This window comes from Cohnella nanjingensis (assembly GCF_014212125.1).
In the GTDB taxonomy this organism is placed as follows: Bacteria; Bacillota; Bacilli; order Paenibacillales; family Paenibacillaceae; genus Cohnella; species Cohnella nanjingensis.
In genome coordinates, this window is the sequence record NZ_JACJVP010000042.1 from 44894 (window position 1) to 67004 (window position 22111).

Annotated in this window: 22 protein-coding genes; 15 read left to right on the plus strand and 7 right to left on the minus strand. The window is 61.6% G+C overall.

Translation table 11 applies throughout. From position 1 onward, the window contains the following. Positions 1 to 363 precede the first annotated feature (363 nt). The 3 genes from H7C19_RS24650 to H7C19_RS24660 are packed head-to-tail and all read left to right on the plus strand — an operon-like array spanning position 364 to position 2982. The gene (locus tag H7C19_RS24650; protein ID WP_246469747.1) at positions 364 to 1548 is read left to right on the plus strand and encodes a CapA family protein; all 1185 of its coding nucleotides are present in this window, start codon (positions 364 to 366) and stop codon (positions 1546 to 1548) included. A 40-nt stretch (positions 1549 to 1588) separates the two neighbouring features. Beyond that, positions 1589 to 2350: a glycerophosphodiester phosphodiesterase gene (locus tag H7C19_RS24655; protein WP_185671739.1), complete on the plus strand. Its 762-nt coding sequence runs from the start codon at positions 1589 to 1591 to the stop codon at positions 2348 to 2350. Further along, a complete protein-coding gene (locus H7C19_RS24660; RefSeq protein ID WP_185671740.1) occupies positions 2347 to 2982 on the plus strand; it encodes a fumarylacetoacetate hydrolase family protein in 636 nt (211 codons plus the stop codon). The genes H7C19_RS24655 and H7C19_RS24660 overlap by 4 nt, the downstream gene beginning before the upstream one ends. A 134-nt stretch (positions 2983 to 3116) precedes the next feature. On the opposite strand, the gene H7C19_RS24665 is transcribed toward H7C19_RS24660, so the two are convergent. Continuing rightward, positions 3117 to 3866: an S-layer homology domain-containing protein gene (locus H7C19_RS24665; protein WP_185671741.1), complete on the minus strand. Its 750-nt coding sequence runs from the start codon at positions 3864 to 3866 to the stop codon at positions 3117 to 3119. A 204-nt stretch (positions 3867 to 4070) separates the two neighbouring features. On the opposite strand from H7C19_RS24665, the gene H7C19_RS24670 reads away from it, so the two are divergent. The 4 genes from H7C19_RS24670 to H7C19_RS24685 all read left to right on the plus strand — a co-directional run bounded on the left by H7C19_RS24670 (position 4071) and on the right by H7C19_RS24685 (position 8067). After that, the gene (locus H7C19_RS24670) at positions 4071 to 5510 is read left to right on the plus strand and encodes an extracellular solute-binding protein (protein WP_185671742.1); all 1440 of its coding nucleotides are present in this window, start codon (positions 4071 to 4073) and stop codon (positions 5508 to 5510) included. An 89-nt stretch (positions 5511 to 5599) separates the two neighbouring features. Next, positions 5600 to 6481, plus strand: coding sequence for a carbohydrate ABC transporter permease (locus tag H7C19_RS24675; RefSeq protein WP_185671743.1), 882 nt, complete (start codon positions 5600 to 5602; stop codon positions 6479 to 6481). Then, complete coding sequence (locus H7C19_RS24680; protein WP_185671744.1) at positions 6481 to 7311, plus strand: carbohydrate ABC transporter permease; 831 nt, start codon at positions 6481 to 6483, stop codon at positions 7309 to 7311. The genes H7C19_RS24675 and H7C19_RS24680 overlap by 1 nt, the downstream gene beginning before the upstream one ends. 210 nt (positions 7312 to 7521) lie before the next feature. Then, entirely contained in the window at positions 7522 to 8067 is a 546-nt protein-coding gene (locus H7C19_RS24685; protein WP_185671745.1) for a DNA-deoxyinosine glycosylase, read from the plus strand. Positions 8068 to 8296: 229 nt separating this feature from the next. Here H7C19_RS24685 and H7C19_RS24690 read toward each other — a convergent pair whose 3' ends face one another. The 4 genes from H7C19_RS24690 to H7C19_RS24705 all read right to left on the minus strand — a co-directional run bounded on the left by H7C19_RS24690 (position 8297) and on the right by H7C19_RS24705 (position 12103). Then, positions 8297 to 9412 (minus strand): HD domain-containing phosphohydrolase, encoded by a 1116-nt coding sequence (locus tag H7C19_RS24690; RefSeq protein WP_246469750.1) that lies wholly within the window; start codon positions 9410 to 9412, stop codon positions 8297 to 8299. A gap of 190 nt (positions 9413 to 9602) precedes the next feature. Then, complete coding sequence (pepF, locus tag H7C19_RS24695; RefSeq protein WP_185671829.1) at positions 9603 to 11399, minus strand: oligoendopeptidase F; 1797 nt, start codon at positions 11397 to 11399, stop codon at positions 9603 to 9605. A 255-nt stretch (positions 11400 to 11654) separates the two neighbouring features. Further along, positions 11655 to 11834: a hypothetical protein gene (locus H7C19_RS24700; protein ID WP_185671746.1), complete on the minus strand. Its 180-nt coding sequence runs from the start codon at positions 11832 to 11834 to the stop codon at positions 11655 to 11657. Between the two features lie 35 nt (positions 11835 to 11869). Then, positions 11870 to 12103 carry a hypothetical protein gene (locus H7C19_RS24705; RefSeq protein ID WP_185671747.1) on the minus strand — a complete coding sequence of 78 codons (234 nt, stop codon included), beginning with the start codon at positions 12101 to 12103 and terminating at the stop codon, positions 11870 to 11872. Between the two features lie 253 nt (positions 12104 to 12356). Here H7C19_RS24705 and H7C19_RS24710 point away from each other — a divergent pair, with 253 nt between their 5' ends. Further along, positions 12357 to 13064: a class I SAM-dependent methyltransferase gene (locus tag H7C19_RS24710; RefSeq protein ID WP_185671748.1), complete on the plus strand. Its 708-nt coding sequence runs from the start codon at positions 12357 to 12359 to the stop codon at positions 13062 to 13064. Positions 13065 to 13169: 105 nt separating this feature from the next. Then, entirely contained in the window at positions 13170 to 13367 is a 198-nt protein-coding gene (locus H7C19_RS24715; RefSeq protein ID WP_027091239.1) for a cold shock domain-containing protein, read from the plus strand. A gap of 229 nt (positions 13368 to 13596) precedes the next feature. Here H7C19_RS24715 and mnmA read toward each other — a convergent pair whose 3' ends face one another. Beyond that, the gene (gene mnmA, locus H7C19_RS24720) at positions 13597 to 14727 is read right to left on the minus strand and encodes a tRNA 2-thiouridine(34) synthase MnmA (RefSeq protein WP_185671749.1); all 1131 of its coding nucleotides are present in this window, start codon (positions 14725 to 14727) and stop codon (positions 13597 to 13599) included. Between the two features lie 303 nt (positions 14728 to 15030). Here mnmA and cymR point away from each other — a divergent pair, with 303 nt between their 5' ends. The 5 genes from cymR to H7C19_RS24745 all read left to right on the plus strand — a co-directional run bounded on the left by cymR (position 15031) and on the right by H7C19_RS24745 (position 18638). Beyond that, on the plus strand, positions 15031 to 15450 hold the full coding sequence (gene cymR, locus H7C19_RS24725) for a cysteine metabolism transcriptional regulator CymR (RefSeq protein ID WP_185671750.1): 420 nt from the start codon (positions 15031 to 15033) through the stop codon (positions 15448 to 15450). 12 nt (positions 15451 to 15462) lie between these two features. Further along, positions 15463 to 16626 carry a cysteine desulfurase family protein gene (locus H7C19_RS24730; protein WP_185671751.1) on the plus strand — a complete coding sequence of 388 codons (1164 nt, stop codon included), beginning with the start codon at positions 15463 to 15465 and terminating at the stop codon, positions 16624 to 16626. A gap of 32 nt (positions 16627 to 16658) precedes the next feature. Continuing rightward, positions 16659 to 17192 (plus strand): PRC-barrel domain-containing protein, encoded by a 534-nt coding sequence (locus H7C19_RS24735; protein WP_185671752.1) that lies wholly within the window; start codon positions 16659 to 16661, stop codon positions 17190 to 17192. A gap of 6 nt (positions 17193 to 17198) precedes the next feature. Next, a complete protein-coding gene (locus H7C19_RS24740; RefSeq protein ID WP_185671753.1) occupies positions 17199 to 17402 on the plus strand; it encodes a YrzR-like zinc ribbon domain in 204 nt (67 codons plus the stop codon). Positions 17403 to 17567: 165 nt separating this feature from the next. Then, on the plus strand, positions 17568 to 18638 hold the full coding sequence (locus H7C19_RS24745; protein WP_185671754.1) for an AI-2E family transporter: 1071 nt from the start codon (positions 17568 to 17570) through the stop codon (positions 18636 to 18638). A gap of 351 nt (positions 18639 to 18989) precedes the next feature. On the opposite strand, the gene H7C19_RS24750 is transcribed toward H7C19_RS24745, so the two are convergent. Continuing rightward, entirely contained in the window at positions 18990 to 19394 is a 405-nt protein-coding gene (locus H7C19_RS24750; RefSeq protein WP_221469462.1) for a hypothetical protein, read from the minus strand. Positions 19395 to 19401: 7 nt separating this feature from the next. On the opposite strand from H7C19_RS24750, the gene alaS reads away from it, so the two are divergent. After that, positions 19402 to 22035 (plus strand): alanine--tRNA ligase, encoded by a 2634-nt coding sequence (gene alaS / locus H7C19_RS24755; protein WP_281384957.1) that lies wholly within the window; start codon positions 19402 to 19404, stop codon positions 22033 to 22035. The last annotated feature ends 76 nt before the right edge of the window (positions 22036 to 22111 follow it).

Genomic DNA, 22111 nt, shown 5'->3' on the forward strand with positions numbered 1-22111 from the left:
ACTTCGGCAAACGCGCCGATGTGCAGTAAAAACTACCTCACATGCAGCTGAACTTCGACAAACGAGCCGATGTGCAGAAAAATCTACCTCACTTACAGCTGAACTTCGGCAAACGCGCCGATGTGCAGTAAAAACTACCTCACATGCAGCTGATCTTCGGCAATTACGCCGATGTGCAGAAAAATCTACCTCACTGCCGCCTTGTTTGGGCTGGAGGAACCCAATTGTAGGAAAAAGTAACCTTTTAGATCCCCCCGGTTATGGTATAATTACCGGCATGAAGTGGATACGGAGGGACTCGAATTCATGCCTTATTCCCGCACTCGGTCGCGGCAGAAGACGCGCAAACGCGCCCGAAGATGGATGTACGTCAACTTGATTCTGTTCCTCGCGGTGCTGGTCGCGGGCGGGGCGTACGCGGTGCACGCGCTGAAGCCGGACGGCGTCGGACCGAAGCCCGCGGCCAGCCCGGGCGGCGGCGCGCAGCCGTCGGACCTCGGCTCGCCGTCCGAGCCGGCGCCGTCCGCCTCCGAGTCGTCTCCGCCCGATCCGTCTCCTTCGGAGGACGGGAACGGCGAAGCGACCCCGGCGCCGGAAGGCACGACCGTATCGCTGGCCTTCGTCGGCGATATTCTGCCCGCGTCGCGCGTCGGCGAACTCATCGAGCGGAGGGGCGTCGATTACCCCTTCGCGCTCGCGAAGGACGCGCTGCAGGGAGCGGACATCACGGCGGGCAATCTGGAGGCCCCCATCACGAAGCGCGGTATGCCCGCCGAGAACAAGCAATTCGTGTTCAAGGGCAAGCCCGAATATCTTGCCGGCTTGAAAAATGCAGGTTTCGACGTGCTAAGCCTCGCAAACAATCATACGCTAGACCAAGGCTGGATAGGACTCCGGGACACGATGGACGCGCTGGACGACGCCGGGCTGCAGCATATGGGCTCCGGCGCCGACGACAAGGAGGCATTCACGCCCGCGATTCTGGAGCGTGGCGGGATCCGCGTCGCCTACATCGGCGTATCGAACGTCGTGCCCGACATCTCCTGGAAGGCGGACCGCAACCATCCGGGCGTCGCCGAGACCTACGATACGACGCGTACGGTAGCCGCGATTCGGTCCGCGAAGGAAGTGGCGGATCTCGTCGTCGTGATGGTCCACTGGGGCAAAGAACGCATGGACCGCCCGATCGACGTTCAGACGAACGTCGGGCACACGCTCATCGACGCGGGGGCCGATCTCGTCATCGGGAGCCATCCCCACGTGCTGCAAGGCTTTGAGGCGTACAAAGGGAAATGGATCGCATACAGCCTGGGCAACTTCGTGTTCACGACGCCCGTCAAGCCGTCCCTGACGCAGGAGACCGGCGTGCTGACCGCGAAGTGCAACGCCAAAGGCGAGTGCGGGCTGAAGTTCGATCCGATGTACGCGACCGATTCGCAGCCGGGACCGATGGAACCGACGAGCGCGCAGCTGCTGCTGGCCCGGCTGTCCAAGTTGTCTTATGGCGCCAAGGTAGACGAGAACGGCGTCATCACCGCCTTGCGATAACGACAGAGAAACCCGCCAAGGGTAACGGAGGGATCGAGACATGACAACTTCCCCTGCGGAGCTGCATCCGTGCGTGGCGCACCGCGGCTGGTCCGGCGGAGCGCCGGAGAACACGCTCGCGGCCTTCAAGCTGGCGATGACTGAGCCGGCCGTGTATTGGATCGAGCTGGACGTCCATCTCTCGCGGGACGAGGTGCCCGTCGTCATTCATGACGGCACGCTGAACCGGACGACGAACGCGAAGGGCAGGGTGCGGGACTTGACCGCAGCCGAGCTGGCGAAGCTCGATGCCGGCAGTTGGTTCCACCAAGTCTACGCCGGCGAGCCCGTGCCTACGCTGGAGCAGGTGCTCTATCTGACCGCCGGCCGCTGCCGGCTCAACATCGAGATGAAGGAAGGCACGCCGGATGCGGACCGGTTTGCCCATCGGGTCGCTTCGCTCTTGCGGGCGTACCGCCGCGAGCACGACACGGTCATCACCTCGTTCGAGCCTCTATACTTAAAGGCGGTCAAGCGCCACGCGCCCGAGATCCGCACGGGACTCATCACCGACAAGCGGCCGACGAGCCTGATCGCGACGCTGAAGTCGCTCGAAGCGAGCGTGCTCTCGATTGCGTTCGGCCACGTTGGACCTTCGCTCCTGAAGGAGACGGAGGCCGCGCGCATCCAAGTGATGGCTTGGACGCCGAATCATCCCCGCGATCTGGCCCGATTGGCGGCCATGCCGCAGCCGTTCCAGATCTGTACCAACTACCCGGATCGCTGGTTAGCGGCCGTTCAGAAAGGATCCTTCACGCCATGACGACACCCCGGACGGACTATCGCAATCTCTTCTGCGTCGGACGCAACTACCGGCTGCACGCCGCGGAGCTCGGGAACGCGGTTCCCGAATCGCCGATGATTTTCTCCAAGCCTTCGCATGCCGCCGTGCCGCTGGACGGCTCGGCGATCGCGTTGCCTGCCGGACAGGGCGCGATCCACTACGAAGCGGAGTTGGTCTTCCTCGCGGACCGGCCTTACGAGCCGGGCATCGCCCTGCACGAGCTGTACGCGCACTTCGCCGTCGGGCTCGATCTGACGCTGCGCGACGTGCAAGACGGCTTGAAGGCCAAAGGCTATCCGTGGCTTGCCGCCAAGGGCTTCCGCCATGCCGCTCCGATCGGGCGCTGGCTCCCGTTCGAAGCCGGAACGGACTTGACGGAGGGCGACTTCAGCTTTCGGCTGAACGGAGCGGAAGTGCAGCGCGGCAACGTCCGTGACATGGTCTTCGGGCTTCGCGAGCTGACGGACCACGTCGGCGAACGTTACGGCATCGGGCCGGGCGACTTGCTGTTCACGGGCACGCCGGCCGGTGTCGGCGCGCTGCGGGATGGAGATCGGGCCGAGCTCTTCTGGCTGGAACAAGCCGTCGGCGCAGGCGCGTTCCGGATCTAGGCAAGCGGCCAGCGCGCCTGATGGCGCACGGCAGGACTGCACCGACAAAGAGGGTTGACGCGCGGCTCGCGGGAGCCGAACGTCAACCCTCTTTGTTTGAAGCCCGGACCCGCTAGCCGCGAGGCGGTCCGGCGCTAATGCGGCGCCTCGTCCGAAGCCGCTGCACCCGTCGCGTCCCGCAGCGCCGCGAAGGTCCGATAAGCCGCCGCGATGGCTTGCTCGTGGGTCGTGAAGCCCTGCGGATCGAACCGGTTGTCCCCGACGCCCTTCAGCACCCCCAGCCGGACGGCGAAGCGGAGGGCGTCCTTCGCCCAAGCTCCGATCTCGTCCTCGTCCGCAAAAGCCGGTACCGGCTCCCGGTTGCCGACTGCGGCGTCGGGACGAGCCGCCTTCACCGCGCGCAGCAGCATGACGGCCAGCTCCTCCCGGGTGATGGCGGCATTCGGGGCGAAGGCGTCCGTAGTAATGCCGCTTACAATGCCGAGCCGGTAGGCGCGCAGCACCTCCGGGCTGTTCGTGTCCGCGAACGGTCCGGCTTCGGGCGACGCGGGGGGATCCGAGGGCGCGCCTCCGAGCGCTTCGTAGAGACGGACGGCGAGGCCGGCGAAGCGCTCCCGGGAGATCGGCTGCGCGAACAGGTCGAGCGAAGCGTCGGTCGCGATCCCGGCGCGGATCGCTTGCAGCAGTTCCGGCTGCGCCCAAGCGCTGGCGGACGCCACCGCCTGCTCGGGATCGGCTGCCGCGCCGGCCGCGCCGGCGCCTGCTGCATCCGGCAGGGAAGCGGGCGGCGCCGGCGCGAGATAGGGCGCAGCGCCATCGCCGCCTTCCGCGCGCGCGGATAGCGGCGACGCCAGCAGCGAAGCCGCAGCGATGGCCGTCAGCAAGAGTCTTATCGATCTTTTTGTCCGAACCGGGTACATAGACTCACCTTCCGGTATATGACTTCGGATCTACCCCGACAATGGGGTAGGGGATAAAATCACAAGACGATTGTATCCCTCCTTTAGGGAATTAACGTCCTTACTTCGTCCGGTTTAGCCCTTACAATAAGGGTGTGAAGCAAACCAAACCTTGGGAGGGTCTTAAGAGTGAAAAAGAAACTGACTTCCGTATTGGCAGTATCGATGGCCATGTCCGCGTTCCTGGCGGCTTGTGGCGGCGGCAACGACGGCAAAAACGCGGCATCTCCATCCGCAAGCGAGAGCGCGAGCCCAAGCCCGAGCGCCAGCGAATCGGCTTCCCCGTCTCCGAGCGAATCGGCGGCCCCTAAGGTCGAGCCGTTCTCCATGACGGTGCGCCACATTCAGATCGGCGAGCCGCGCAAGTTCCGCCTCGCGATCCTGAACAGCGTCCTCGACAACGTCAAGAAAGACGTGCCGGAAGTATCGTTCGAGCTCGACGGCGTCGAAGACAGCGTCAACCGCTTCACCAAGCTGCCTGCCGAGATGGCGGCCGGCAACCCTCCGAAGATCTTCTCCCTCTTCGCCGGCGCTGGCGACGCGCAGAAGTACGCGAAGGCCGGACGTCTGCTCGACCTGACGCCGATCATCGACGAGTTGGGTCTAAAAGACAAGTTCCTGAACGTGCTCGATCCATGGTCCGTAGACGGCAAAGTATACGGCCTGCCGATCGGCGGCAACACGGAAGGCGTCTTCTATAACAAAGAGCTGTTCGCGAAGTACAACCTGGAAGCTCCGACGACTTGGGACGCGCTGATCAAAGCCGCCGACACCTTCAAGCAGAACGGCATCGCGCCGATCGCCGTCGGCTCGAAAGCGGGCTGGGTGCCGAACATGTTCGTCAATACGCTGATCGGCCGCATCGCGGGCGAGAACGCCAACGCCGGCTTCATCACGGGCGAGACCAAGTGGAACTCTCCCGACGTGGTCGCCGCTTACCAACAATACGCCGACTTCGAGAAGAAAGGATACTTCACGAAGGGCGAGCTCGGCAAGACATACGACGACATGCTGAACGACTTCATCGCCGGCAAAGCGGGCATGATGTTCGACGGCTCCTGGCGGAACTCGGCGTTTACGGATCAACTGGACGCCGCCGGCAAACCGGCAATCGGCGCGAAGCTGGCCGGCAAAGTCTCCTACATCGCGCTGGCGCCCGTACCGAACGGCAAGGGCGACCAAACCGCGATGAACGCGAACTACGCAGAAGGCTACGGCTTCTCCGCCGACCTGAACGACAACGAAAAAGCGGTCGTCAAATCGTTCGTCAAGAACCTGTTCTCCGACGAAATGCAGCTTCGCGGCTTGCTCGAAGACGGCGTGCTGCCTTCGATGAAGCTGTCCGACGAAGCGCTGGGCAAAGTAACGAGCCCGCTGCTGAAGGAAGTCCTGGACGCGCTAAAAAATTCCAGCAAGACGTTCCCGCACTTCGACCAAATCGTGCAATCGAAGGTCTACTCCGAAACCGAAACCCAGCTTCAAAAGCTGATCGCTGGCAAAGCTACGGCACAACAAGTCGGCGACGCCATCCAAAAAGTACAAGACGCCGAGAACGCCGCGGCGAAGTAAGATCGCCTCGCAGAAGCGCAGAGAAGTCTCCGCCCGCCCCGCGTGGGCGGAGACTTTTTCTGGATTCTGACGAAGCCGGGGGAGGAACTATGAAAAGCACGCTGAGAAATCCCTATGTCTATCTGCTCTTTGTTCTGCCCACGATTATTCTCTATTGTATGTTCTTCATCTATCCGACTATTACGTCCTTCGTCTACGGATTCACGAACTGGGATGGCCTGAATCACAAAGCGTTCATCGGATTGGACAACTTCGTCAACGCCTTCAAGGACGCGGAGTTCCGCAGCTCGATCTGGAACAACCTGATCATCTTGCTGTTCTCGTCCTGCATTCAAGTCCCGCTGATCGTGGTGTTCGCGCTCCTCATCAGCAGTGTCAAGCGGTTCCAAGGCTTCTACAAGACGACGGTCTTTATGCCTTCTATCCTCTCGACGTCGATCATCGGGATTCTGTGGGGGTATATCTACAATCCGGACGTGGGACTGCTTAACAGCATCTTGAAAAACTTCGGCGTGGAAACGATCTACTGGCTGGCCGAACCGAAGTTGGCGATGTTCTCCATTCTCGTGACGAACGCTTGGCAATGGATGGGCTTCTATATCGTCTTGATTCTCGCGGCGATCCTGGCTATTCCGAAGGATATCGACGAAGCGGCGATGATCGACGGGGCGACCGGCGTGCAACGGGCCTGGTACCTCACCGTTCCGCTCATCAAGCCGATCATCAACGTCGTCATCATGCTGTCGATCGCGGGCGCCTTGCGCGTAGTCGATATCGTCCTGGTCATGACGGGCGGCGGTCCCGCGGGCAGCACGGACGTCATGGCTTCCTACATGGTCAACAAAGCGATCAAGTTCGGGGATTACGGATACGGCTCGGCGCTGTCGATCATTATCTTCGCCATCGCGCTCATTCTGACCGCCTTGTATCAACTGCTGATCGCGAGAAGACAGGAAAGGATTGAGTACTGATGCCGGCAACCGCCAAAAAAGTTATCCCGCACCTTTTCATGATCGCCTACGTTGTCGTCATTCTCGTTCCGTTCCTGTTCGTTCTCTTCTCTTCGTTCAAACTGGACAACAACGAGATTACGCAGCATCCGTTCGCTTTCCCGAAGCATTTCTCTTTCGATAACTACAAGGAGACTTGGGTAAAAGCGAAGATCAGCGTCTACTTCTTCAACAGCTTGTACCTGGCATTCAGCGCGGCCGTCGTCGGCGTCTTGCTCGCCGCGGCTACCGCCTTCGCCATCACGCGGATGAAGCTGGAGAAATCGAGCCAATGGATCTACCAATTCGTCCTGATCGGCATGCTCATTCCGGGCAACGTGCTGTTCATCGCCCAATACTTCCTCGTGCGCGATCTGCACATCCTGGATACGCACTGGGCGCTTTTCCTGCCGTATACGGCGGGCGCGCTTCCGTTCAGCGTCCTGCTGTTGGCGGCGTTCATGCGGGCGATCCCGCATGAGCTGGAGGAAGCGGGAACCGTCGACGGCATGGGCGCCATCCGGATGTTCACGAAGATCATCCTGCCGCTGTCGATCCCTTCGCTCGTCACCGTCTTTATCATCAACTTCCTGGGCAACTGGAACGAGTACCTGCTGTCGAACTTCTTCATCAGCAAAGATTCGCTTCGTACGCTGCCTACCGGGATGGTCGGTTTCCGCGACGCGTTCCAGATGAACTACGCCCTGATCTGTACCGGCATCGTGTTCAGCGTGCTGCCGGTCTTGATCCTCTACACGTTCCTGCAGCGTCAGATCATCGAAGGCTTGACTGCGGGCAGCGTGAAGGGATGACGAGCGGCCGATAGGCACGCATAGGCTAACAGCCGCCGTTGTTTCCGCGCTTCGCGATCGTCCCTTTCCTCGTCGTCGATCCCATCCGAACCGGAAGGCCGAAAGGTTTGCCAAGGACTCCCGACGCCGGCCGTCGGCGACCGAACCGATTTGCCTTCCGCGCGTCCGAATGAGACAATAGGGCCAAAATCGCGGAAGGGGCTCACAGCCATGGATTCGGCCATTCGGGTGCATTCGTTCCCGCCCGTCGTCGACGAGCGGTCGCAATGCCTCATTCTGGGCAGCATGCCCGGCGTCGCCTCGCTTCAGCTACATCAATATTACGGCAACGCCCGCAATTATCTCTGGCCGATCCTCTACGCGCTCCACGGTCTCCCCGGACCGGACGAGCGGTACGAGGATCGGCTTTCGTTCGCGCGCGCGCAAGGCTTCGCCTTGTGGGATACGATCGCTTCCTGCGTGCGGGAAGGGAGTCTCGACAGCAACATCCGAGAGCTTCAACCGAACGATATTCCCGGATTGCTGCGCGCGTATCCGGCCATCCGGGTGATCGCCTGCAACGGCGCCAAGTCGCACGGGGAATTGCTGCGGCACTTCGGCGGGACGCCCGAGGTGAGGGCCAGAGCCGTGCTGCGTCTGCCGTCGACGAGTCCGATCCCGACGCCGAAGTTCCGCGGGCTGGAAGACCGGCTCTCCGTCTGGCGGGAGATGCTGGAGCCTTACTTGACGACGCGGCAGGATTCAAGAAACGATTAGAGAGATCCAACTAAGTTGATAGAAGAAGCGGGCGGGAAGGGAGCGACGGGAGAAACGGGAGAAATTGGAGAGACAGGTTGAACAATGGGGACGGGACCAGCAAAGGGGACGGGACCAGTAAAGGGAACGAAGGGGACAAAGCGAACGGGGGAAGTGCGGCGCGTCATCGTTCCGGGACGGCAAGCGAACGCATCTCTGCCGCCCCGGCCTGCAAGAGCTGCGGGAACGCTTAAGATTCGTCCGCCAAGCTGTCCCGAATCTCGATCAAGCGAGGCAGCTCGGCGAAGAACGCATCGACGACGGCCGGATCGAAGTGGCGCCCGCGCTCTTCCTCGAACAGCTTCTCGATGCGTTCGATCGGCCAAGCGGACTTGTATACGCGCTCCGCGCTGAGCGCGTCGAATACATCGGCGACGGCCGTGATCCGCCCGTAGATATGGATATCCGCGCCGCTCAGGCCGTGCGGATAGCCGCTTCCATCCCACTTCTCGTGATGCTGCCCGGCGACGATCGCGGCCGCGCTCAGCAGCTCCCGCCGGGAGCCCTTGAGCAGCTGGTGGCCGACCCGCGTATGGGATTTGATGAGCTCGTACTCTTCTTCCGTCAGCTTGCCGGGCTTGTTCAGGACGGCGTCGGGGATGGCGACTTTGCCGATGTCGTGCATCGGAGACGCGGTCCGGAGCAAATCCGCTTCGCGCGGGGAGAGGCCGAGGCGCAGGGCGAGCACGTACGAGTATTCGGCCACGCGGCGCACGTGGTTGGCCATCTCCTTCGAGCGGATCTCGCCGATCTCGCCCATCGCGGAGATGATCTCGCGCTGCGTGTCGACGATCTCCTGATGCAGCATGACGGACTCCAGCGACTTTCCCGCGTAGGAAGCGGCTAGCGAGAGGAGCTCGAGATCCTTCGAGGTGAATTTCCCGGCTTCCGTCATCTTGTTGACGGCCTGGTAGGCGCCGATGGTGCGGCCTTCGTGATTGCGGAAAGGGATCGTGACGACGGACTTGGTGACGTAGCCGGTCTTGCGGTCGTTCTCCGCATGGTGGCGAGGATCGTCGTACGCGTCCTCGATGACGATCGCTTCGCCGGTGGCGATCGCGTGTCCGACGAGTCCCGTCCCGTACGGGATTCTGATCATCTTCACGCCGTGCGCGACCGTCGTGTACAGCTCTTCGTTCGCCTCGTCGATCAGCCATACCGTACAGCGGTCGGCGACGATCATTTCCCTGCCCATATCCGCCATCAGCACGAGTACGTTCGACAGCTGCGACTCGCTCGAGATTTTGGCCATATAATCGAAGATCACGGAGAGCAATTGTTCGGACGTCAGTTCGGTTCGGTTCAACGGGACTTCACTCCTTCGGGACCTTAACGTGATCTAATTCGCGCTAGGGAAGGTCGAATCCTGCCGGAGGAGGACGAATATTCCAATCGCCCAGCCGATTCCCCCGTCTCTGCGGCCATGAGAAAAGGGCACCGCGAGAACGCGGTGCCCTTTGCAGCGATCGGGCTGCGAGAAGACGGCAAAGCCGGTTTTACTTGGACGTCAACTGCTCCATCTGCTCGATGAGACTCTCGAACACGCTCATCGCCTGTTCGATCGGCTCCGGCGTGGACATGTCGACGCCGGCTTTCTTCAGAATGTTGATCGAGTAGTCGCTGCCGCCGCTCTTCAGGAAGCCGAGATAGCGGTCGACGGCAGGCTTGCCTTCGTCGAGGATCTGTTTCGAGAAGCTCGTGGCGGCGGAGAAGCCGGTTGCGTATTTGTAGACATAGAAGCTGGTATAGAAATGGGGGATGCGCGCCCACTCCATCTCGATGTCCTTGTCGACCACCATGCCGTCCCCGTAATACTTGACGTTCAAGTCGTAATAGATCTCGGACAGCTCCTGCGGCGTCAGCGATTCGCCGGCCTCGGCCTTCGCGTGAACGACCTTCTCGAACTCGGCGAACATCGTCTGGCGGAACACGGTCGTCCGGAATTGATCGGCGTAATACGTCAGCAGGTACATTTTCTCCTTGGCTTCGGTCGACTTGGCGAGCAGATAGTCCATCAGCAGCGCCTCGTTCAGCGTGGAGGCGACTTCCGCGAGGAAGATCGTGTACTGCGCATCGCGGTACGGGTTGTTGTCGTCCGAATAGTACGAGTGGAGCGCATGGCCCATCTCGTGCGCCAGCGTGAACATGCTGTTCAGGTTGTCCTTGTGGTTCAGCAGCACGTAAGGATGGGTGCCGAACGCGCCCCAGCTATAGGCGCCGCTGCGCTTGCCTTCGTTCTCGTAGATGTCGATCCAGCCCTTGTCGAAGCCGTCCTGCAGCGCGTGGCGATAATCGTCGCCGAGCGGCGCCAGGCTGTCGAAAACGATCTTCTTGGCTTCGTCATAGGTGATGTTCATGTCGAATTCGTCCACGAGCGGCGCGAACAAGTCGTACATATGCAGCTCGTCGACCTTCAACAGCTTCTTGCGCAGCGCCATGTAGCGGTGCATCAGCGGCAGATGCTTGTGAATCGTGCCGATCAGGTTGTCGTAGACGCTCTGCGGGATGTTGTCCCCGAACAACGACATCTCCAGCGCGGACGGATAATGACGGGCGTTGGCGTAGAACAGGTTCTTGGTGACGTTGGCGTTCAGCGTCGCGGCCAGCGTGTTGCGCCATTTGCCGTAAGTATCGTAGACGGCCTTGAACGCTTCCCGGCGAACGTCGCGGTTGCGGCTCTCCAGGAACTGGATATACCGGCCGTGCGTCAGCTCGACTTCCTCGCCTTTTTCGTTCTTGACCTTCGGGAACTTCATGTCGGCGTTGTTCAGCATGCCGAAGATCGTGTTCGGCGCCTGGGATAGGTTGCCGACCTGCGCGAGCAGCGACTCTTCGTTCTTGGATAGCACGTGCGGCTTCTGGCGGAGCATCTCTTCCAGGGTGCGTCTGTATGTAGGCTTGAGAGAGGGCGCTTGGATGAGGCCCTTCAGTTCGTCCTCGGAGAGGCTCAGAATCTCCGGCGTGATGAACGACAGCGCCTCGTTCACTTCGACGCTCAGCTTCTTCGCTTTCTCGGAGAGCGACTGGTACTTCCCTTCCGCCATGTCTTCGTGATGGCGCATATTGGCGTAGACATACAGCCGTTCGGTCAGGAGCGACAGCGCGTCTTCAAGCTCGAAGCATTCGGCGATCGCGGCGGCATCCTTCAGCTTGCCCTCGAAGCGGGAGACTTCACCGACCTTCTTGCGGACTTCGGCATACTCCGCGTCCCAAGCGGCTTGGTCGGCGTACAGATCTTCGAGATTCCAGCAGTGTTCGGCAGACGTCTCGCTTCGTTTCGGCAGTTGGCTCATCGGTTCGGATAACCTCCTCGGCTTAATTGAATAACGGACGGCGTCCGTCGCCTGCGGCCGCTGCGGCGCGGTCATCGCCGCGGCGCGAAGCGGGCCGGGCGCGGGCGGCAGCCCGGACGTGCACAAGAGAGAAAAAGCCGTCACGAGCGCGGCGGACGGCAGGACATGCTTGATCATGAACGGACCTCCGGTCGGGAAATGGCAATCCGTTCCTAGTATGTCCTGCGAGCGCCAAACTTACTTGGCGCCGTGGGCTTACGTACCAGCCGAGAAGAAGCTGTATACGATCAGAAAGAATGCGAATGCGACCAGCAGCAGCGAGACGATCGCCATGCCGCGGCGCAGCTGCGCCGGGATGGATGCGCGCTGCCAGATCAGCACGGCGGCCAGGCCGAAGGAGGCGATGGCATAGATGAGCGTGGCCTCAGCGTCCAAGATCAGAGAACCTCCTTATCCAAATCTCGGCGCGTCTAGACGTTGCGGAGATTGCTCAGCACCTCGTCCATCTGCTGCCCGCCGCCCGGGAAGTCGCTCGGCAGGAAGTGATTCTCGGCCCAGTGCATCATCTCCGGGCGGCTGAGGAAGCGATGGCATTCCTCGCCCCATTGGTCGGAGATCTGGCGGACCACGAGCGTCTTGCCTTGCACTTCGACGGTCAGCATGTTGTAGTTGTCATGTTTGTAGATGACGTGTTTGGCGAACATCGGTTGGTCTCCCGTCAGGCAGTCGTCTGCCGGTTGATACGGCGAAGCCGTTAACATGATCATAGAAGAGATGCCCGCAGAAATCAACGTTCGGGATGGAAACGGATGCCATTCTTTTCGCGGAAAAACGAGGCTTGACGATCGCTGGGAACGTGTGGCATTTTAATAGGAACCCGGAGCGCGGCTCGCAGGCGCGCGGCGGGGGAGCGACGAGACGAGAAGAGAAGAGCGAAGACGAGAGGAGAAGAGGATAATGAACAAGGAAATACCGGCTTACCCGCAGAGCGGCGTCGCCTCGACGTGCCGTTCGTACGACGAGTACTTGCAGATGTTCAATCTGACGGAGGAACGTTTGCGCGAGGGACCGGTGCTGGACGCGGCCGGAGGCGCTTCGTCGTTCACCGCGGCGCTGTGCGCGCTCGGGCTGGACGCCCGGGCGGCGGATCCGTTCTACGGCGGCGACCGCGAAGCCGTCATCTCTGCGGCGGAGGCGGAGATCGGCGTTTCTTCCGCCAAGCTCGAAGCGAATCGGGCTTTCTACGATTGGAGCTATTACGGATCGCCCGAGCGCCATCGCGCGCTGCGCGAAGCTTCGTGCGCGCGCTTTGCCGGACACTTTCGATCCGACGAGGGCAACGGCCGCTATGCGGCTGCCGCGCTGCCGAATCTGCCCTACGCGGACGGGACGTTCTCGCTGGCGCTCTGCAGCCACTTCCTGTTCCTGTACGCGGATCAATTCGGACCGGAATTCCACGAAGCGGCGCTGCGCGAGCTGCTGCGCGTCGTGAAGCCGGGGGGAGAGGTGCGGATCTACCCGCTGATCTCCCTCCGGTGGGAGCCTTATGCCCATTTGCCTGGGCTGTTGGAGGCCCTCGGCGAGTTGGCCGAGGCGTCCGAGATGCCCGGCAGACTGCCGTTTGTCCCGGTTCAAAGTCCCGTGCTGCGGCTCGTTCGCAGGTAGCTTTTCCAAATTGAACGAAAACTTTCACATATTGCGTCTTGACAAAGGATCGAGTATAATGGTCTCATTCGCCGATCTACGGCGAGATTTTAGGAGGTTTTTCATTTGAGAGGAACAGTTAAGTGGTTTAATGCAGAGAAAGGCTATGGCTTCATCTCCGTAGAGAACGGCAACGACGTATTTGTTCACTTCTCTGCCATCCAAGGCGAAGGCTTCAAGACCTTGGAAGAGGGTCAAGCGGTCGAATTCGAAATTACGCAAGGCAACCGCGGACCGCAAGCATCCAACGTGGTGAAACTGTAAGTCTCGCTATCGCGAAGACTTATCGCATATCACGAAAGAGCGCACAATAACCGCAACCCTCGGCTCTTGCCGGGGGTTTTTTATGCGCGCCGCGGCGGCGAACCCGCGGTGGCGAGCCCGCGACGGCGTCCGTCCGAACGGCGCGCAAGCCCCCAAAAAAACCGCGATCCTGCGGGCTGGCGCCCGCCGCGATCGCGGCTGCCGGTTCGTCATACAGCATGTATAAGTTTCACGGGGTGAGGGAAGAAGCGGCCTTCAGGACGCGTTCGATCGTGCCGCCGCCCAGGCAAGTATCCCCGTCGTAGAAGACGACCGCTTGGCCGGGCGTGACGGCTTTTTGCGGGACGTCGAAGTCTACGCGCCAGCTGCCGTCCGCCTGAGCGGAGACCGTGACGCCTTGGTCGGGCTGGCGGTAGCGGAACTTAGCGGTGCAGCGGAACGACGTTTCCGCCTCGCGCGGGGAGATCCAGTTCACGCCGCCCGCCGTCAGGCCGACCGAGTACAGGCTCTCGTGCCGTTCGCCCTGGACGACGTAGAGGACGTTCTTCTCCAGGTCCTTGTCGGCGACGAACCAAGGTTCGCCGGTGCCGGAGCCGCCGATGCCGAGGCCTTGGCGCTGGCCGAGCGTATAGTACATGAGCCCGTCGTGGCGGCCTTTGGTCTCGCTGCTGACGATATCGACCATGTCGCCCGGCTTGGCCGGCAAGTACTGGCTTAGGAACTCCTTGAAGTTCCGCTCGCCGATGAAGCAGACGCCGGTGCTGTCCTTTTTCTTGGCCGTGGCGAGGCCGGCTTCTTCGGCGATGCGGCGCACCTCCGGCTTCGGCAGATGGCCGATCGGGAACATCGCCCGCGACAGCTGCGATTGATTGAGCGCGTGCAAGAAGTAGCTCTGGTCTTTGTTGCCGTCGACGCCGCGCAGCAGCCGGTATTCGCCGTCTTGAAGCTCCACGCGCGCGTAATGGCCGGTCGCGATGACGTCCGCGCCGAGATCGAGCGCTTTTTGCAGGAATTCGCCGAACTTGATCTCCCGGTTGCACATGACGTCCGGGTTCGGGGTGCGTCCCCGGCGATACTCGTCCAGGAAGTAGGCGAACACCTTGTCCTGGTACTCTTCTTCGAAGTTGACGGTATAGTAAGGGATTCCGATCTGATCGCAGACGCGGCGAACGTCCTCGGCATCGACTTCCGCCGTGCAGACGCCGTTCTCGTCGGTATCGTCCCAGTTCTTCATAAATACGCCGATGACGTCGAACCCTTGCCGCTTGAGGAGCAGCGCGGTCACGGAAGAGTCGACGCCGCCGGACATGCCCACGACGACCCGCGTGGAGGCCGGATCGGCAAACCGAATGTCGCTCATTGCTCATCACTCCATTTCCAAACGTGGCATTGCCCTTTCGTCCGCAACCGGACTTGGTCTATTGTAGCATAAAGCCGGCGCTTTCTCACTTGTTGCCGCCGCGGCCGAAATGTAAAATAACATGAATATGTCACGTAATTTTTGACCACAAATGTAGATGATGTGATAACATAGATGTGATATGGGGATACTCCCTTTTTTCGCCTATGTCATGAAGACAGGCGAATCCGCTTTAACCTTGCCTGATGAGACTCGGCATAAAATAGACTATCGTGCAATCCGCATGAATTGAGGTGCGAACCGTTGAAGATTTCGACGAAAGGCCGTTACGGCTTGACGATCATGATGGAGCTTGCGGCCAAATTCGGCGAAGGTCCGATTTCCCTGAAAAGTATCGCGGAGAAGAACGGGCTTTCCGAGCATTATCTGGAGCAGTTGATCGCGCCTTTGCGCAACGCCGGATTCGTGAAGAGCATCCGCGGCGCCTACGGCGGCTACATCCTGTCCAAGGATCCCGAAGGCATCACCGCGGGCGACGTCATTCGGATTCTCGAGGGACCGATCAGTCCCGTGGACTTCACCGAGGAAGACGATCCCGCGAAGCGCGACCTGTGGCTGCGCATCCGCGACGGCATCGCGAGCGTGCTGGACTCGACGACGCTTCACGACCTGGTCAACTTCAAGGACGAAGGCAAACCCGACAGCTACATGTTCTACATCTAAGCGGGTGAACCCATGAACGCGATCTATTTCGACCATGCCGCAACGTCGCCGATGCACCCCGAAGCGGTGCAGGCTTACGTAGCGGCTGCTGGCGCTGGACCGGGGAATCCGTCCAGCTTGCATGCGTTCGGGCGCGCGGCCCGTTCGCGGGTAACCGCCGCGCGGGACGCGATCGCCGGCCTGCTCCGCTGCCGGCCGGACGAACTCGTCTTCACCGGCGGCGGCACGGAGAGCGACAACGCGGCGCTGTTCGGCGCCGCGCGCGCCATGCGCGCGCGCGACGAGCGCCGGACCGGCATCGTGACGACGGCGATCGAGCATCACGCCGTCCTCCACGCGTGCGATCAGCTGGAAGCCGAAGGCTTCGCGCTGACCGTGCTGCCGGTGGACGAGACCGGCCGCGTCTCGGCGGAAGCCGCGGCCGCGGCGATCGGCCCGACGACGGCCGTCGTCAGCGTGATGGCGGGGAACAACGAGGTCGGCACGCTGCAGCCGTACGCCGAGATCGGCGCGCTGGCCCGCGCCCAAGGCGCGGTTATGCACGTGGACGCGGTGCAGGCGTTCGGCTACGAGCCGATCGATCTGACCGCGCTGCCGGTCGATCTGCTGAGCCTGTCTGCGCACAAGGCGGGCGGCCCCCAAGGCGTCGGCGCGCTGTACGTGCGCGCCGGCACGCCTTGGCAGCCGCTGCTGTTCGGCGGTTCGCAGGAGCGCAAGCGCCGCGCGGGCACGGAGAACGTGGCGGGCATCGCCGCGTTCGCCGCGGCCGCCAAGCTCGCCGCGGACGAGCGCGAAGCGCGCCGCGCCCATGCGGCGGACGTGCGCGGCGCGCTGCTCCGCGCGCTGGCCGCAGAGCTCGGCCCGGACGCCTTCGCCGTGAACGGCGATCCGCGTCCGGAAGGCAGCCTGCCCCATATCCTGAACGTGAGCTTCCATGGCGTCTCCAACGAGACGCTGCTGATGAATTTGGACTTGGCCGGGGTAGCCGCATCCGGCGGATCGGCCTGCACGTCCGGCTCGCTTCAGCCCTCCCATGTGCTTGCGGCGATGGGTCTTGCGCCTCATTTTTGCCGGAATGCGGTAAGATTTAGCTTCGGATTGGGCAATACTACGGCAGAAGCGGAAAAAACCGCAAAAATCATTGCAACCATTACGTCGCGTTTGCGTAATAGATAACAGGCGCTTCGCAATCGGAGGGGCCGGGAGATATGCGAACCTTGCAACAGATGATCGGCTTGCCCGTGCTGCTCGAGAGCGGCAAGCAAGTCGGACGCGTTCTGGACGTCGGCTTCGATGAGTTCTGGCAACGAACCTGCATCGTGCTCGATACGAAAGTTTGGTTCCGCAAATCCGTACGCATCGTAAAGTGGGAGAGCGTGACGACGGAAGGCGAAGACGCCCTCGTCATCGCGGGTCCCGAAGCGATCGCGACGGTCCATCGCAAAGACTTGCAGCGCACTTTTCATACGGGTCTCATTCAATTGAAGGAGCTTCCCGTATTCACGATCGATGGACAAGAACTCGGCAGGGTTTCCGATGTTTATTTTCGCAAGACTGAGGGTACACAGATAGCAGGATATGAATTGACGGACGGTTTTCTCGCGGACGTGTTCGAAGGGCGGCGACGGCTCTATCTGCCGAACGGTCCCGAAGGCGTTACGCTCGGCGAGGATGCCATCCTCGTGCCCGCATCGTACGATCGGATATTGGAGAGAGAACCTAATGCGGAAAGTGACAGGTGATAAACGATGATGAGATGCCCGAACTGCAACTCGAAGGATATCGGTAAGATCGGATCGCATCAATTTTATTGTTGGAGCTGCTTTATCGAGCTCACGGTGAACGGCGACAAGATGTCGGTCTATCAAGTGGAAGAAGACGGTACGCTCAGCTCGCTGGACGATCTGTTCTTCGAAGATCATCCCATTGCGCCCCAAGTGCACGTCAACTAACGCCAATTTGCGTTTCTACGGCCATACAAGCCCGCCTGACGCCTCGCGCCTCCGCTATCGGAGGATGCGGGGCGTTTGTTGTTGCGCGACGGGTTTAGAGAAGGAGACAAGTACATATACTGGAACATAGCGCCTAGGGACAAGAGCCGAACCGGGGGTGGAGACATGAATCGGTTTGCCCAAAGCCGTCTGTTTGCCGTATTGGTCTATGTCATCCTCGGACTGCTGGCGCTGTACCTGCTCACGCTCGTGCGGCCGATGCTGATGTCCATCTACAACTTCATCAAGGCGGTCTCCGCGCCCTTCCTGGTCGCCATGATCATCGCTTACGTGCTGAATCCGATCGTTGGCTTGCTGCACGAGCGGCGAATGCCGCGGACGGCGGCGGTGCTGCTCATCTACGCGGTGTTCATCTGCTGCTGCGTCGTCATCCTGGTGAACGTCACGCCGATGTTCGTCGGCCAGGTGCAGGAGCTGAACGAGCATATGCCGGAGCTGACGATGCGCGCCCAGAGCTTCATGGACCATTTCAACAACAACGAGACGCTGCCGGACAGCGTGCGCAGCGGGATCAACCGCGCCATTGCAGGCCTGGAGCGGCAGATCGCCGTTCGAATCTCGGACTTCGCGAATAATATCCGAGCCGTCGTCAACGTCTTTTTCCTGCTCATGATCGTGCCGTTCCTCGCGTTCTACATTCTGAAGGACATGGACGTGATCGAACGCGCCGTCTTCAAGTACGTGCCGCGCAGCCGCCGCCAAGGGACCGTCCGCCTGCTGAAGGAGATCGACGCGGCGCTCGGCAGCTACATCCGCGGACAGTTCATCGTCTCGATCTGCATCGGGATTACCGCCTACATCGGGTACTTGGTCATCGGGATGCCGTATCCGCTCTTGATGGCGGGATTCGTTGCGCTGTTCGACATCATTCCGTACCTCGGGCCGTTCCTCGGCGCGCTGCCCGCGCTGATCATGGCGTGTACGATCTCCTGGAAAATGGCGCTCTTCGTCGTCATCGTCAACACGCTCTGCCAAACGCTGGAGAGCAACGTCTTCAGTCCGCAGGTGGTCGGCCGAACGATGAAGATGCACCCGCTCACGATCATCTTCGTGCTGCTCGTCGGGGGGGAGCTCGCGGGAATCGTCGGGCTGCTGCTGGCGGTTCCGGTCTACGCCGCGCTCAAAGTGATCGTGCAGCACATGTTCGCCCATTACATTAGGCGAAAAACCGTTTGACAGCGCGGAAAGCGGTTGTCTATAATGATATCAATTGTTCCATAGCAACAAAACTTTGAGGAAGCAAGAGTACCCCGAAGCCCGCAGGATCAGAGAGAAGGTTCGGCGTTTTGTCCCTTTGTCCGTTCAGGAGGCGCAGCTGTCGCCGGGAAAAAACGCGGCTGAGAGAATCTTCGTTGCGAAGGGCGGGGGAAGCCGGCTGCCGAGTTCGACGTAATGCGCGACGGGAGGGCCCGTTAACGCCCGCACAAGGCGATCGTCTGAGACGCCGGCAAATCCGTTTGCCGTTGTCCGGCCGATAACCAGGGTGGTACCGCGATCTCATCGTCCCTGACTGTTCAGGGGCGATTTTTATTTGTCCCGGCGGGGGCTGCGGGCGGCCGTAGGGCAGGGCTCGGCGGCAGCAGGCGGAGCGCGGACAAGCGGCGCGGCTGCGGGGATGAAGACGCGTTTTGCGGCTTGCACCCGAGTGCGGCGCGGTTTAGGGAAATAAGCGGCATTTTGCGGCTTAAATCCCGGAAATGACGTTGCTGCGGGGTAATATGCCGCATATTGCGGCTTAAATCCGGGAAACGGCGCGCCCGCAAGGAAATAAGCCGCATATTGCGGCTTAAATCCGGGAAACGGCGCGCCCGCAAGGAAATAAGCCGTATTTTGCGGCTTAATTTCCAAGAAACGTCGCGGCTGCGGGCCAGTAGCCAACACAACAACCAAGGCGGCGATACGCCGTCTCCAATCGAGGAGGATCACCGACATGCAACCGATGAAAGCCGCGGAAATCCGCGCCAAATGGCTGGCCTTCTTCGCCAGCAAAGGACATCAAGTGGAGCCCAGCGCATCGCTGGTTCCGCACAACGACCCTTCGTTGCTCTGGATCAACGCCGGCATGGCGCCCCTGAAGGCCTACTTCGACGGCCGCGTGAAGCCGGAGAATCCGCGCATCGCCAATTCCCAGAAGTGCATCCGGACCAACGACATCGAGAACGTCGGCAAGACGCGCCGCCACCATACGTTCTTCGAGATGCTCGGCAACTTCTCGATCGGCGACTACTTCAAGGATGAAGCGATCACCTGGGCGTGGGAGTTCCTGACCGGTCCCGAATGGATCGGCTTCGATCCGGAGCGCCTGTCGGTGACGATCCATCCGGAGGACGAGGAAGCGTTCCGCTACTGGAACGAGAAGATCGGCATCCCGGCCGAGCGCATCGTCAAGCTGGAGGACAACTTCTGGGATATCGGCGAAGGCCCTTGCGGCCCTTGCACCGAGATCTTCTACGACCGCGGGGAAAAGTACGGGGATCTGTCCGACCCGGACTGCACGCCGGGCGGCGAGAACGAGCGTTTCCTCGAAGTGTGGAACCTCGTCTTCTCCCAATTCAACCACAACAAGGACGGCAGCTATACGCCGCTGCCGAACAAGAACATCGATACCGGCGCGGGCCTCGAGCGGTTCGCTTCGATCGTGCAGGACGCCGACTCCAACTTCGACACGGACCTGTTCCTGCCGATCATCGCGCATGTGGGACGCATCGCCGGCGTGACGTACAAGGCGAACCTCGAACACGACGTCGCGCTGAAGGTCATCGCCGACCACGTCCGTACCGTGGCCTTCGCCGTCGGCGACGGCGTCATGCCTTCCAATGAAGGACGCGGCTACATTATCCGCCGCCTGCTTCGCCGCGCGGTCCGCTACGGCAAAGTCATCGGCATCGACCGTCCGTTCCTGTGGGAGCTGCTCCCGACGGTCGGCGAGATCATGGGCGAATTCTACCCGGAAGTGGTCGAGAAGCGCGAATTTATCGAGCGCGTCATCCGCACGGAGGAAGAGCGGTTCCACGAGACGCTGAGCGACGGGCTGGCCATCCTGGCGGACCTGTGCGCCAAAGCGCGGGACGACGGGCAGACGCGCATCAGCGGTCCGGACGCCTTCAAGCTGTACGACACGTACGGCTTCCCGTTCGATCTGACCGAAGACTATGCGGCCGAGCAGGGCATGACGGTCGACCGCGAAGGCTTCGACGCCGCGATGGAAGAGCAGCGCCAACGCGCGCGGGCCGCACGCCAGGAGACCGAGAGCATGAAAGTCCAAGGCGGACCGCTCTCGGACTTCACCGAGCCGAGCGAATTCGTCGGCTACGACAGCCTCGTCGCCGAAGCCCGCGTGATCGCGATCGTGTCGGGCGACCGCTTCGTCGACGCGGCGGGCGCGGACGAGAACGTCCTGGTCCTCTTGGATCGGACGCCGTTCTACGCCGAGAGCGGCGGCCAGGTGAGCGACACCGGCACGCTGCAGACGGCCGGCGGCGCGACCGCGGCCGTCAACGGCCTCAGCAAAGCGCCGCATGGCCAATCCGTCCATCAGGTGACGGTGACGTCGGGCACGCTGCTAGCGGGCGATACGGTCACGGCATCCGTGAATGCCGCCGACCGCGCCGACATCGTGCGCAACCATACCGCGACTCACCTGTTGCACAAGGCGCTGAAGGAAGTGCTCGGCGAGCACGTCAATCAGGCCGGCTCCCTCGTCGAGCCGGAGCGTCTGCGGTTCGACTTCTCGCACTTCGGCGCGATCACGGCCGAAGAGCTCGCCGACGTCGAGCGCCGCGTCAACGCGCAGATCTGGCTCGGCACGGAGCTGGACATCAGCCTGAAGCCGATCGCGGAAGCCAAGGCGCTCGGCGCGATGGCGCTGTTCGGCGAGAAATACGGCGACGTCGTCCGCGTCGTGCGCGTCGGAGACTACAGCCTCGAGCTGTGCGGCGGATGCCACGTGCGCAACACGGCGCAGATCGGCCTGTTCCGCCTCGTGAGCGAGAGCGGCATCGGCTCCGGCGTCCGCCGGATCGAAGCCGTCACCGGTCGCCACGCGTATGCCTTCATGGACGACCAGCTCCAGTTGCTCCGCGGCGCGGCTTCGCTCCTGAAGACGGGCGTGAACGACGTGCCGAAGCGCGTCGAGTCGCTGCAGGCGGAGCTTCGTCAGTCGCAGCGCGACAACGAGTCGCTCCAAGGCAAGCTGAGCCGCCTCGAAGCGGCCGACTTGATCGGCCAAGCGAAGACGGTCGGCGGCGTGACGCTGCTCGCGGCCCAAGTGAACGCGGGCGGCATGGACGCGCTTCGCGGCGTAGCCGACGAGCTGAAGGCGAAGCTGGGCTCCGCCGTGCTGGTGCTGGGCGCCGTGGCGGACGACAAGGTCAGCCTGGTCGTCTCGGTCGCGCCCGATCTCGTCCAGAAGGGGCTCCACGCGGGCAAGCTGATCAAGGAGATCGCCGCGATCTGCGGCGGCGGCGGCGGCGGCAAGCCGGAGCTCGCCCAAGCGGGCGGCAAAGACCCGGCCAAGCTCGGCGAGGCGCTCCGCGCGGCCGAAGACCTGGTGCTCGCGCAGCATCGCGCATAAGGAAGAGGCGAACGGGCGGCTGCGGCCGCTCGTTCGACTGTCGAGATTAAAACGGGCTTCCATTTCCTGTCCGGGC

Bases quoted from the DNA above. Each gene is read 5' to 3' on its own strand.
- H7C19_RS24650 (WP_246469747.1), top strand. From the start codon at position 364: ATGTACGTCAACTTGATTCTGTTCCTCGCGGTGCTGGTCGCGGGCGGG.
- H7C19_RS24655 (WP_185671739.1), top strand. From the start codon at position 1,589: ATGACAACTTCCCCTGCGGAGCTGCATCCGTGCGTGGCGCACCGCGGC.
- H7C19_RS24660 (WP_185671740.1), top strand. From the start codon at position 2,347: ATGACGACACCCCGGACGGACTATCGCAATCTCTTCTGCGTCGGACGC.
- H7C19_RS24675 (WP_185671743.1), top strand. From the start codon at position 5,600: ATGAAAAGCACGCTGAGAAATCCCTATGTCTATCTGCTCTTTGTTCTG.
- H7C19_RS24680 (WP_185671744.1), top strand. From the start codon at position 6,481: ATGCCGGCAACCGCCAAAAAAGTTATCCCGCACCTTTTCATGATCGCC.
- H7C19_RS24685 (WP_185671745.1), top strand. From the start codon at position 7,522: ATGGATTCGGCCATTCGGGTGCATTCGTTCCCGCCCGTCGTCGACGAG.
- pepF (WP_185671829.1), bottom strand. From the start codon at position 11,399: ATGAGCCAACTGCCGAAACGAAGCGAGACGTCTGCCGAACACTGCTGG.
- H7C19_RS24705 (WP_185671747.1), bottom strand. From the start codon at position 12,103: ATGTTCGCCAAACACGTCATCTACAAACATGACAACTACAACATGCTG.
- H7C19_RS24710 (WP_185671748.1), top strand. From the start codon at position 12,357: ATGAACAAGGAAATACCGGCTTACCCGCAGAGCGGCGTCGCCTCGACG.
- mnmA (WP_185671749.1), bottom strand. From the start codon at position 14,727: ATGAGCGACATTCGGTTTGCCGATCCGGCCTCCACGCGGGTCGTCGTG.
- H7C19_RS24730 (WP_185671751.1), top strand. From the start codon at position 15,463: ATGAACGCGATCTATTTCGACCATGCCGCAACGTCGCCGATGCACCCC.
- H7C19_RS24735 (WP_185671752.1), top strand. From the start codon at position 16,659: ATGCGAACCTTGCAACAGATGATCGGCTTGCCCGTGCTGCTCGAGAGC.
- H7C19_RS24740 (WP_185671753.1), top strand. From the start codon at position 17,199: ATGATGAGATGCCCGAACTGCAACTCGAAGGATATCGGTAAGATCGGA.
- H7C19_RS24745 (WP_185671754.1), top strand. From the start codon at position 17,568: ATGAATCGGTTTGCCCAAAGCCGTCTGTTTGCCGTATTGGTCTATGTC.
- H7C19_RS24750 (WP_221469462.1), bottom strand. From the start codon at position 19,394: ATGTCGGTGATCCTCCTCGATTGGAGACGGCGTATCGCCGCCTTGGTT.
- alaS (WP_281384957.1), top strand. From the start codon at position 19,402: ATGAAAGCCGCGGAAATCCGCGCCAAATGGCTGGCCTTCTTCGCCAGC.